Source organism: Acinetobacter sp. YH12151, assembly GCF_013418355.1.
GTDB lineage: Bacteria > Pseudomonadota > Gammaproteobacteria > Pseudomonadales > Moraxellaceae > Acinetobacter > Acinetobacter pseudolwoffii.
This window is the reverse complement of sequence record NZ_VPCG01000021.1, coordinates 1-12,295: the sequence shown is the minus strand read 5'-3', so window position 1 is coordinate 12,295 and position 12,295 is coordinate 1. Positions and strand designations below refer to the sequence as shown.

Sequence of the window (12,295 nt, the reverse complement as noted above, 5' to 3'; positions counted from 1 at the left end):
CTTATTTATTTTTTTTAAAATATCGACACATCATAAATAAAAAATGCCGACTTTCGTCAGCATTTTTTTCAAGTTTAAACTTTATTTAGGCTTCAACCCATTTTCCATCCTGGTAAACCAGAGACCATTTGGTTTGCTTGCCTTCCGCATTTTCAGAGCCAATATATTGCGATTGGTTCTTGCGACTGAATTTCACCAAAGTCGGGTTACCTTCCGGATCTGCATCAGGCGCTTGCAAGATAAACTGATATTTCGGATCTAGCTGTTCAGCCACAGAGCGAATCTCGGCAACTTTCGGTGCCCGTGTTTCACGCACTTTCGGGAACTTGCTGGCAGCCAAAAATAAACCGGCCGCACCATCACGCAGCACAAAGAAGTCATCGTGCTTGGTCGAGCGCAAATGTTCCATCTTGATCGGATCGACACGCGGAGGTGCCGGCTGACCACTCTTTAATACTTTACGGGTATTGTCACAACTGTTGCAGGCGAAGTATGGACCAAAACGACCCGTTTTAAGCTGCATTTCGCCATCACATTTGTCGCATGGAATGGTTGGGCCATCATAACCTTTGATCTTGAACTCTCCTTCTTCGAGTTCATAACCATCACAGTCCGGGTTATTGCCACAAACATGCAGTTTACGACCGCCATCAATCACATAGCTGTCCATTGCCGTTTCACACACCGGACAACGTTTCTTCGACATCAGGTCAGCGGTTTCGGCCGCATCATCATCAGACAGTGCAGCCAAAGACTCGACTGGGGTCAGGTTCAAGGTTCCCTTGCAACGTTCTTTCGGTGGCAGGTTATAACCAGAACAGCCCAGGAAAACGCCTGTGGTTCCGGTACGAATCTGCATTGGGCGCTCACATTCTTTACAATGTACCGCATCCACTTCCACTGGCTGATTACGGCGCATACCGTTCTCACCTTGTGCCGTAGTCAAACGCTGCTTGAAATCGCCGTAGAAGCTGTCTAACAGCTCTTTCCAATTACGTTCACCATCTGCCACCTTATCCAGCTGACCTTCAAGATCTGCGGTAAAGGCGTAGTTCATCAGGTTATTGAAGTTTTCATCCAGACGGTCGGTGACGATCTCACCCATCTTCTCGGCAAAGAGACGACGGTTATCGAGCTTCACATAACCACGATCCTGAATGGTCGAGATAATTGCAGCATAGGTCGATGGACGGCCAATGCCTTTTTTCTCGAGTTCTTTGACCAGTGAGGCTTCAGTAAAACGAGCTGGTGGCTTGGTGAAATGTTGAGATGGATCAAGCTTCTGAAGTTTCAGCACTTCACCGACTTTCACTGCCGGTAATAGAATATCGTCATCCGCTTTGTTGGCACCACGCACCCGGGTAAAACCATCAAAGACCAGCGTCCGGCCTTTGGCTTTCAGTTCTACGCCATTGGCATTGACTAAAATGGTTGAAGACAGGTATTCAGCCGGTGTCATCTGACAGGCCACAAACTGGCGCCAGATTAAGTCATAGAGACGCTGTGCATCACGCTCCACACCGACCAGACTGTCACCTTTGAGACTCACAGTAGATGGACGGATTGCCTCATGCGCTTCTTGCGCGCCGGCTTTATTGCCATAGCGGTTGGGTTTGGCCGGCAGGTACTTCTCACCAAATTCTGATTCGATATGGCCACGGACCATGCTTACCGCATCATCACTCAGGAAGGTCGAGTCGGTACGCATATAGGTAATGAAACCGGCTTCATACAGGCGCTGTGCCAGCATCATGGTTTTCTTCACAGAAAAACCGAGACGGGTACTGGCCGCCTGTTGCAGCGTCGAGGTGATATAGGGCGCGCTTGGATTGACTTTGGTTGGCTTATCTTCACGGGCAGAAACGGTATAATCCGCATCTTTAATCAGGTTTAACAGTGCATCCGTTTCGTCTTTATTACGAAGCTTTAAAGTCTTGCCATTTTGCTTGACTGCTTCCAGACGGATGTCATCTTTTTTCGATTTGGTATCGGCAAACACCTGCCAGTATTCTTCAGGAATAAAGGCCCGAATTTCACGTTCGCGTTCAACCACCAGTTTCACCGCAACCGACTGTACACGGCCGGCTGACAGGCCACGGGCAATCTTTTCCCACAAGAGTGGTGAAATCATGAAGCCGACCACGCGGTCCAGGAAACGGCGTGCCTGCTGGGCATTGACTTTATTGGTGTCCAGACGTGAAGGATGCTTAAAGGCTTCCTGAATGGCATTTTTGGTAATTTCGTTGAAGACCACACGTTGATAACGTGACTCATCGCCGCCAATCACTTCTTTTAAATGCCAGGCAATCGCTTCCCCTTCCCTGTCCATATCCGTTGCCAAATAGACTTCATCGACTTGCGCTGCCAGTTTTTTCAGTTCGGCAACCACATGTTCCTTGCCGGGCAGCACTTCGTATTTGGCTTTCCAGTCATGTTCCGGATCGACACCCATGCGGTTAATCAACGCATTCTGTGATTTTTCAGCTTTCTGTTCATCTGTCAGTTTGGTGCGTGTCGCCGGCTTTTTCTCTGTCGATTTGGCAGAGCCGCCTGTTGGCAAGTCACGGACATGACCGACTGATGATTTTACGATGTAGTTTGGACCAAGGTACTTATTGATTGTTTTCGCTTTTGCAGGCGACTCCACAATCACTAAGGCACGCTTACTTCCAGCGTCGGGAGACTTTGCTGTGCTGCTTTTTGATGTGGACCGAGGAGCGTTCGCCATAATTAACCGTTAATCCTGTTTATTTCTAAATTAAAGTTCAGCCAAAGCGTGTAATAGTGCTTTGATATCGTCGAGTTGGGCTGCTCTTAAATCAGCATGTTCATCCCAATACAATCCGACACAGTTGGCCTGCATATCAATAGCATAAATGCCTTTTAATGCAATGGGAAAATCTTTAAATTTCTCATCACCCTGCACAATTTCGAGTTTATTATCGACAACACGGGCACGCATCAAGGGTAAACGCGCATCTGGCATGAGTACGCTGTAGTACGCAACCATACTGGCACGACTTTCAGTGGCCTTTGGAATTTTGGTCCAGTCGGGTGCAACCACCAAACGTGGATGCAGACCCATTTTGCGGGCTTTGTCACGCATGATGCCAAGCGCTTTTTCTCTTGGGCTGACACGTAAGCCAAAAATTGACCCCATGACAAAAATGATGATGATCACCGCTACCCAAATTCCAGTGTTTTCCATAGTTCAACCTTTATGTTCTATTATTAGAGTTGCATAAGCACAATATAAAACGCAAGTTTGCACGATAAAATTAATTCAAGAACATTTCATGACTATATAAAACTTCGTGACCATTCCAGTAAATATAACCCTTCTCGATCAGCTCCTTCAGCAGCAAGCGAATGTCCGATTTTGGAAATAACTGTTCCAGTAAATCACGTAACTCATAAATGTCTTTGGGTTTATCGCCCTGAAGTTCGCGCAGTTTACGTGCGACTTCCAGTTGCACCGGATCAATCCGGTTAAAGTTTTTAAACAGGTCTTGCTGGGCTGACTGGATCGGAGTTTGCAATGATTCAACTGGAGCATCATCCACTTTGAGCCGGGACAGGACCTGATCCAGTTTTGGATTTTCAAGCGGATCTTGTTCATCCAGATTGAGCTGTAGCCACTGTTTCAGGACTTTTTTACGGAAGCTGATCTGCTCATCATAGCGTTTGACGATTTTCAGGTTAATCAGCATGCCGACCACATGCTGGGCCTTCACGGGCATGACGTGCAGAATATTGGCAACTGAATTTTTTAAGGTTTCCAAGGTATTTGGCTTACCACTCATTTTCCCTAGAGCATCACAGTACTTTTTCACCAGTTGCAAGGCCGGTTTGTTGCGGATCGCCTCCAGACTAGGCAGGTAATTTTTAACATGCTCTGCTGGAATAGAGACTTCATCGGGCTGAATCTGAATCAAGCTACATTTAATATCAGAGACTTGCAGCATCTGCTGCAACATCTCGCTGCTGTCCATCGCCGAGATCAACTCGACTTCGGTTTCCGGCTCCAACAGCGCCATCAGCTGACCGACAATGACCGCATATTCATATTCTTTCTGGGGCGATTCAGGTGTATCCAGAATGATGATCTGTCCACTCGCAATCCAGCCGGCCAGCTCGGTTAAATCTTCTAATGAAAATTCAAATGTTCCGGCACAATTAAACAGATACAGGCTGGAATAATGCGTCACAATTTCACGCAGTAACTTGGCCGTCGGAAAATTATTTTCGAGGTCGAGTAGAACAACTTTTGGATGCATGGGACAAGCTTCTGAAATGTACCTGAAAGCCAGTATTAGAGTAGGAAGTGAGTGAAAGGTCAAATAATTTCATGGTGAATATTCGGGTTGCAGCGGATTTACCAGATTCCAACCGAGTGGAAGATTACATATTTGATCTTGCTGCAAGCAGGTCAGAAATCGCTAGATTCCAGGCTGAGAGCTGATTAAATGAATCGAATCATCGGTGAAATAGCAGCTGCAATAAAAAACCCTTATCAAATATAAGGGTTTTATTAAATGATTGCTTGCAAATTAATAATGTGGCGGACGATCAGCAACTGGATCAAAATCCGCAATTCCTTCAGAGCGGTCTGAGGACTCAACACGTTGATATAACAGGCTCATTTGCTTTTTCAGATCGGCAATTTCCAGAGTCTGTTTAGCCACCTGATCATTCAACTGTTCAACTAAATCGTCTAAAAATGCAATTCGCACTTGCAAATCTTCAATGGGTGCGGAAAATGACGCCTGATCATTTAGATTTTGTTGTTTAGTCATTTAAAGTCCTCATTGGGGATTTCAGGAAACATTATGGCCTATATTACCCTTAGGGATGTCCAACTTGCGTTTGGTGGACCCGCCCTGCTCAACGGCGCGAATTTTAACTTGGAGCGCGGCGAACGAGTGTGTTTGATTGGCCGTAATGGTGAGGGTAAGTCTACCTTACTTAAGCTGATTGAAGGAAGTTTACTGCCGGATAGCGGCGAAGTTTCATTACAAAATGGCATCACGATTTCGATGCTGGCGCAAGATGTACCGATGGACTCAGGCCGAGTGGCGGATATCGTGGCTGACGGTGCCGGTGAAGCGTCGGAAGTTTTGCGTGCCTACCATGCAGCCAGTGAAGCCTGTGTACTGGGCGATATGGACGCTTGTGACCGCATGGGCAATCTGCAACACAAAATGGACCAGCTCGATGGCTGGGCGCTGGAAACCAAGGTCAATTCGATTTTAAGCAAAATGGGTCTGGACCCAGATGCAGATCTTGCCGATTTGTCGGGTGGTCGTAAGCGTCGTGTCCTATTGGCACGTGCCTTGCTGACTCAGCCAGATGTCTTATTACTGGATGAACCGACCAACCATTTAGATGTTGAAAGTATCGAGTGGCTGGAAAAATTCCTGCTCGATCAAAACAATTTAACTCTGTTGTTCATTTCGCATGACCGTGCCTTTGTCGATAGCATCGCCACCCGTATTGTGGAACTGGATCGTGGTCAATTGCGCAGTTATGAAGGTAACTATTCACGTTACTTAGAACTCAAAGCCATGCAAATGGAAGCTGAAGAAAAGCAGAATGCGCTGTTTGATAAAAAGCTGGCGGAAGAAGAAGTCTGGATCCGTCAGGGCATCAAAGCACGCCGTACCCGTAACGAAGGTCGTGTTCGCGCTCTAAAAGCACTGCGTGAAGAATCCAAAGCGCGCCGTTCGCAACAAGGTAAAGTGGCGATGGCGACTCAGGATGCCAACCGTTCCGGCAAACTGGTCTTTGAGATTGAGAACCTGAGTGTGAAATTCGGTGACAATGCACCGATCATTAACAACTTCTCGGCACTGGTTTTACGCGGTGACCGTATCGGTCTGGTCGGTGATAACGGTGTCGGTAAAACCACACTGATTAAAGCCATTCTGGGCGAGCTTGAGCATGGCGGCACGGTGAAAACCGGTACACAGCTGGAAGTAGCCTATTTCGACCAACTGCGTAATGCACTGGATCTGGAAAAGTCGGTCAAAGATAACGTTTCTGAAGGCTCTGACCACGTGGATGTGAATGGTAACCGTCGTCATATCTATAGCTATTTACAAGACTTCCTGTTCTCGCCAGAACGTGCACGTACCCCAGTCAAAGCGTTGTCTGGTGGTGAACGCAACCGTATCTTGCTGGCGAAACTGTTGCTGAAACCATCGAATCTGATTGTGATGGATGAACCAACCAACGATCTGGATATGGTGACCCTAGAGTTACTGGAAGAAATGCTCGGTGGCTACAAAGGCACCTTGTTATTGATCTCGCATGACCGTGCCTTTATGGACAACGTGGTGACCTCAACTTGGGTCTTTGATGGTAAAGGCAATATCGACGAATATGTCGGTGGTTATCAGGATTATCTTGAACAGCGTCCGGATCAAACCGTGGTCGATCAAAAAAGTGCCGTGAAAAAAGCCATGGCCAAAGCTGAAGCCGCACCCGTTGCTGCCAAAAAAGTCAAACTCAGCTACAAAGATCAACGCGCGCTCGAGCAACTTCCGGCTGAAATGGAAGCGCTGGAAAAAGAGCAAGCCGAGATCAATACACAACTGGCTGATGGCTCTTTATTTGTCAGTGATTCCGATAAAGCCATGCAACTGTCTCAGCGTTTATCAGAAATTGATGAACTGTTACTGGAAAAATTAGAACGTTGGGAAGAGCTGGATAACCTTAGCAACGGCTAAATATTCCACGAGTATTTGCTCAAGCATCTGTATTCGTACAGATGCTTTTTTTTATTTCAAGAATCTTCTCTGTTAGACTGCACTTAATCTTTTAGCCCTATATTGTTCTATGAGTACCCAGCCTGCATATCAACCCGGCGAATTTCAATGGTCATTCCTGTTACCTCGATACTGGGGCAATTGGCTGGGTATTATTTTCCTGATGATTTTGGCGATTTTACCATGGGCCATTCAGTATCGTCTGGCCTATCTGCTGGGCCATCTGTCTTTTAAGTATCTGCCCTCACGTCGCGACACCACACTGCGCAATCTGGAAGTCTGTTTTCCTGAATGGTCTGCCGAGCAAATACAGGACAATGCGCGTCAGGTTTTTATCGATCAAATGCTGGGGGTTTTTGAAACCTTAAATGCCTGGTACAGTCCGAAATGGTTTCAGGATCGCGTCAGTATTGAAGGACTGGAACATATTCAGAATGCTCAAGCCGAAGGCCGGGGTATGCTGTTACTAGGCACGCATTCGACCTTACTGGATGCTGGTGGATATCTGTGTGCACAATATTTTGAACCGGATGTGGTGTATCGCCCACAGAATAATCCACTTTTGGACATGCTGATTTACCGTTGTCGCGCCACGATTTATGCCCATCAAATTGATCATGATGATATGCGCGGTCTGGTACGTAATCTGAAAAAAGGCCATGCAATCTGGTACAGTCCGGATCAGGATTATGGTTTAAAACAAGGGGTGATGGCACCTTTCTTTGGTGTACCGGCGGCAACCGTCACCGCGCACCGTCGTTTACTGAAAATGACCAAAGCTGCTGCGATTCCTTTATATTTCTATCGTCATGGCGATATCAAAAATCCACGCTACCATGTACTGATTGAACCGGCACTGGAGAATTTCCCTAGTGAGAATGAAGTCGAGGATGCTACTCGCGTGAATCTGATAATTGAACAGCAGCTACGCATCGCACCGACCCAATATATGTGGTTCCACCGCCGTTTTAAAACTCGCCCTGAAGGTTATAAGGAAATTTACTAAATCTGTTTGATCCCGGACTTTAAATCGCTACAGCTCCTATAGTTTAAAATCCTGCTCATGATCTGTACCTTGATAGATCTACATAGCTTCCGTTAGTCCCGCACGTGTGAAGCCTAAAGCCTGATAAAATTCCTATTGTCTGCTGATCGGCCACTAAAATCTGCTGATGAAATCCTGAATAATATTGCAGCATACTTTGCATGATCCGCCGACCAATGCCTTGTCGTTGCCAGTCTAGACCAACCAATAAATGGGGGAAATACACCCCCAGAGAGCCATCTGAAATCGCATTCGCCAGTCCGACCAGCTGACCATTTATACGTGCAGTGACCAGACCATGCGAATGTTGTAAAGCCTGTAATAAATGTTGTGGTTTTCGGCAGTAGACCATGGATTGGCACGATAGAGCTGAAGTATTTCTGATCCATTCACTGAGTCATCACTGGCAATAACATTTTCCATTCTGCACTGTAAAAATATAGCTTTAAACCTAAAATTATCTTTAATAATCAATTAAATATTTAAAAAAATTCATCCTAAAAATAATTTAACCCGAGTTCTACATCCTGTAAAACCCGGGTTAATGAGGTTGTGCTTTCATCTATTATAATTGGTTCTATTTTTTGTGATTTCCCTTTCAGCATCATATCCATGATGTTTTCATTCAGCTTCGTCTTCCTTATGAGAATATCCTTTCTCGACTCCCTGTGCTGATAAACCTAGAATACCTGGATTGCTCATGATTGCCCATCCGCAAGAAGCGCAAACTGATGTAAGCAATCTCTTACACTTTTCTCTTAAAAAGTTAAGAAATTTTGCCGCCATCTTTATAAGCCATGGCAATTTCATCGGTCACCATTTTTTCCTCTTTCTCTGCTTTTTGAATCCCCTCTTCTATGGCCTCTTGTGCTTCCTGCTCATCTTCATCGGTTTGCTCCAATTCTTCCTGAATATGCTCAAAGACCCGACCGGTTTGTAAAACCAGAAAGACCGGAAAATGATCAGAACCAATATGGGGCAGACGTTCCATATGGACCAGGGCAAAATCGGTACTGTGAAATACGTGATCGAGCGACCAGCGAAAAAAAGGATAATCTGCATGAAAGGTGTTTACATAATGACGTCCGACGCGTGGGTCCAGTAGCCCGCTAATGCGCTGAAACAGCCGCGTAGTACGAGACCAGGCCACATCATTCAGATCCCCCATGACGATGCAACTTTCATCTAAATCTTTAATCTGATCCCCGACAATTAACAATTCCGCATCACGTAAAGTAGAATCCTTGGCTTCAGTTGGGCTCGGTGGTTTCGGGTGCAGACAGTGCAGCTGCACCGGCTGTCCCGAGCCTAAAATCACTGTGGTATGAATGGACGGAATCTCGTCGCTTAAAATAAACTTGACCTGGGTATTGCGAAGTTCCAGTTTACTATACAGGTGCATGCCATACAGGTTATCCAAAGGCACAGGCACACGATAAGGATAATCTGCTTCAATCACCGACAGTTCATTTTGCCAGGTTTGATCCGTTTCCAGCGTTAACACCAAGTCTGGCTGATGGGTCTGGATCTGTTCAATCAGTCGATGATATTGAGTATTGGTGGTCAGTACGTTCGAAACAATCAGGGAGATTTGCCGCTGCGGATCCAGTTGATCCTGTTTGACCTGCTTGACCTGTTTTTTCCAGATAAAGGTATAGGGCAATACCATTTTTAGCTGATAAGCCAAAGCCGCAATCAGGGCCACAAAAATCAGCTGATTCAAGACAGTCCAGGGATGTTCCACCACCAAAAACAGCACAAAGGCAATAAAGCCCAAGACCAGAATTTGTAAGCGTGGAAAATCCGCACCTCGAATCCACCATTCATCGCGTGGGATCAGTGACCAGAAACTTAACCAAATGACAATGATTGCCACAATTTGGATAACCCATATCATAAAGCGTGCTCTTAATTAAGTTATTATTTTTTCTGAAAGAAAAATGACGTTATCAATTTTGTATGTATCATAAAGCAGATATTTCGCTCAAGAATATTGATGTTTTGATTGTGTAGCACTTGCAGTTGAGTCCCTTTTTGATACACTCGAATCCCTTTAGAATTTTTAACGCACCGAGGCAAAGTGACATGAGAGTAGGTCTGGTCGGTTGGCGCGGGATGGTCGGTTCCGTCCTAATGCAACGTATGGTTGAAGAGAATGATTTTGCTCATTTTGAGCCATTTTATTTCTCTACCAGTAATGCAGGCGGTGAAGCGCCAGCATTTGGTGGTAAGACTGCCCCAGCACTTATGGATGCATCAGATATTAACAGTCTGAAGCAGATGGATGTCATTATTACCTGTCAAGGTGGCGACTATACCTCTGAGGTTTTCCCAAAACTGAAAGCTGAAGGCTGGAATGGTTACTGGATTGATGCAGCATCGACCTTACGTATGGATGATGAAGCCATCATTGTACTTGATCCGGTCAATATGCATGTGATCAAAGACGGTTTGGTAAAAGGCACCAAAACTTTTGTTGGCGGTAACTGTACGGTTTCCTTGATGTTGATGGGTCTAGGTGGTCTGTTCCAGAACAATCTGGTGGAATGGGCAACGTCTATGACCTATCAGGCAGCGTCTGGTGCGGGTGCGCAAAACATGCGTGAACTGATCAGCGGTATGGGTTATTTATACAATAACACCAAAGAATTACTCGATGATCCACGCTCTCCAATTCTGGATATCGATTCGAGAATTGCTGAATTACAACGCGGTGAAGGCTTCCCATCCAGCAACTTCGGTGTGCCTTTGGCCGGTTCACTGATTCCTTATATCGACAAGCAACTGGAAAGCGGCCAGTCGAAAGAAGAGTGGAAAGGCCAGGTTGAAACCAACAAGATTCTGGGCAACCAGCAGATCGTGCCGATTGATGGTCACTGTGTGCGTATTGGTGCCATGCGTTGCCACTCTCAGGCATTGACGCTAAAACTGCGTAAAGACGTGCCTCTGGATGAAATCGAAGACATCATTGCACGTGCCAATGACTGGTCTAAAGTGGTTCCGAATACCCGTGAAGCCTCGATGACTGACCTGACTCCAGTTGCAGTGACAGGTACGTTATCGGTTCCAGTGGGCCGTCTGCGCAAGCTCAACATGGGTAAAGAATACTTGGGTGCATTCACTGTCGGTGACCAATTGCTTTGGGGCGCTGCTGAACCATTACGCCGTATGCTGCGCATCCTGATTGATTATAAAAACGTTTAATATCCTGAGATGGATATAAAACAAAAAGCCGATCTTTATTGATCGGCTTTTTTATGTAACTATTGCGTAAGTATTTTACAAAAAAGAAACATCCCGTTAATCTATAATTTTCGCTATGCGATAATGACTGAGCTCACTGAACCGTACCGGGTTTGTCGGAGAGTCAATATTCTGAGAGACTATCCCGATGACAAAATTAAAATATACCCCTGAAATCAGAGAAAGAGCGGTTCAATTATTGATTGAATCTGAAAAAGATTATCCATCGAATTGGGCTGCGATCACCGCTATTGCTCCCAAGATAGGTTGTACTCCTGAAACACTACGTGTTTGGTATCAAAAATATTTAGATAAACAAAATCCAGTTAAAGTACAGCAGCTTTCAGACCAAGAACGTATCAAACAACTCGAACGCGAAAATAAAGAACTGCAACGCGCCAATGAGATTCTACGTAAAGCAGCCGCTTTTTTCGCCCAGGCGGAGCTCGACCGCCCACACAAATAATGGTGGATTTTATCCATAATAATAAAGAGCTGTACGGAGTCGAGGCGATTTGTAGAATTTTACCGATCGCACCTTCAACCTATTACCGGACTTTAGATCTCACAGTAAATCCAGAACATCGAGCGAAACGAGATTTACATGACTTGCATCATGCTGAGGAGATTAAGCGAATTTGGAAAGAAAGTTCAGGTCGATACGGTGTGCGTAAGGTCTGGCAACAACTGAAACGTGAAGGCTATGTGATTGCACGTTGTACAGTTGCTCGATTGATGCAGAAGCTAGGTATACAAGGTATTTGGCGTGGTAAGAATAAACAAACTACCCGTAGCCGAGATGACCAAAAACGGGCAGATGATTTAGTGAAACGTAATTTTAGTGCTGATCATCCAAACCAACTATGGGTCGGTGACTTTACGTATATTCAAACTCATTCAGGCTGGGTCTATACCGCCTTTATTATTGATGTGTTTTCACGAGCAATTGTTGGATGGAAAGTATCTACACGGATGAATACAGATATGGTACTTGATGCACTGGAGCAAGCATTGCATGATCGAGGTAAGCCAAAGAATGTAATTCATCATTCCGATAGAGGTGTTCAATATCTTTCTATTCGCTATACCAATCGTTTAGAAGCAGCAAATTTACGAGCATCAGTCGGTACGACTGGTGATTCATACGATAATGCTTTGGCTGAAACGGTGAATGGCTTATACAAAACAGAGGTGATTGAATATTTAAAAGCAGATTGGCAAGGTTTAGCAGATGTACAAC

9 protein-coding genes, 1 pseudogene and 1 other annotated feature are annotated in these 12,295 nt (G+C 45.4%); of the genes and pseudogenes, 4 read left to right on the top strand and 6 right to left on the bottom strand.

Annotated features, from left to right (window positions below):
* Positions 1-85 precede the first annotated feature (85 nt).
* From topA to FTU82_RS09235, 4 genes are all read right to left on the bottom strand, one after another.
* Entirely contained in the window at positions 86-2,728 is a 2,643-nt protein-coding gene (gene topA, locus FTU82_RS09250) for a type I DNA topoisomerase (RefSeq protein WP_180001796.1), read from the bottom strand.
* A 30-nt stretch (positions 2,729-2,758) separates the two neighbouring features.
* Entirely contained in the window at positions 2,759-3,208 is a 450-nt protein-coding gene (locus FTU82_RS09245; RefSeq protein WP_005095506.1) for an ammonium transporter, read from the bottom strand.
* A gap of 70 nt (positions 3,209-3,278) precedes the next feature.
* Positions 3,279-4,277, bottom strand: coding sequence for a hypothetical protein (locus FTU82_RS09240; protein ID WP_180101276.1), 999 nt, complete (start codon positions 4,275-4,277; stop codon positions 3,279-3,281).
* A 273-nt stretch (positions 4,278-4,550) separates the two neighbouring features.
* Positions 4,551-4,796, bottom strand: a complete 246-nt coding sequence (locus tag FTU82_RS09235; RefSeq protein ID WP_005095502.1) for a SlyX family protein — start codon at positions 4,794-4,796, stop codon at positions 4,551-4,553.
* A 33-nt stretch (positions 4,797-4,829) separates the two neighbouring features.
* Between FTU82_RS09235 and FTU82_RS09230 the strand changes: the two genes are divergently transcribed.
* The gene (locus tag FTU82_RS09230) at positions 4,830-6,728 is read left to right on the top strand and encodes an ATP-binding cassette domain-containing protein (RefSeq protein WP_005095500.1); all 1,899 of its coding nucleotides are present in this window, start codon (positions 4,830-4,832) and stop codon (positions 6,726-6,728) included.
* 109 nt (positions 6,729-6,837) lie between these two features.
* Positions 6,838-7,773, top strand: coding sequence for a hypothetical protein (locus FTU82_RS09225; protein ID WP_005095497.1), 936 nt, complete (start codon positions 6,838-6,840; stop codon positions 7,771-7,773).
* A gap of 55 nt (positions 7,774-7,828) precedes the next feature.
* Here the strand turns inward: FTU82_RS09225 and FTU82_RS09220 are convergent, their stop codons facing one another.
* Positions 7,829-8,164 (bottom strand): GNAT family N-acetyltransferase, encoded by a 336-nt coding sequence (locus FTU82_RS09220; protein ID WP_257221949.1) that lies wholly within the window; start codon positions 8,162-8,164, stop codon positions 7,829-7,831.
* 414 nt (positions 8,165-8,578) lie between these two features.
* The gene (locus FTU82_RS09215; RefSeq protein WP_005095492.1) at positions 8,579-9,709 is read right to left on the bottom strand and encodes an endonuclease/exonuclease/phosphatase family protein; all 1,131 of its coding nucleotides are present in this window, start codon (positions 9,707-9,709) and stop codon (positions 8,579-8,581) included.
* A gap of 188 nt (positions 9,710-9,897) precedes the next feature.
* On the opposite strand from FTU82_RS09215, the gene asd reads away from it, so the two are divergent.
* Complete coding sequence (gene asd / locus FTU82_RS09210; protein WP_100329275.1) at positions 9,898-11,016, top strand: aspartate-semialdehyde dehydrogenase; 1,119 nt, start codon at positions 9,898-9,900, stop codon at positions 11,014-11,016.
* Between the two features lie 187 nt (positions 11,017-11,203).
* Positions 11,204-12,295: pseudogene (locus tag FTU82_RS09205) on the top strand (IS3 family transposase); the annotation flags it as partial.
* Positions 11,479-11,595 (top strand) — a sequence feature (AL1L pseudoknot). Its footprint overlaps the pseudogene before it by 117 nt.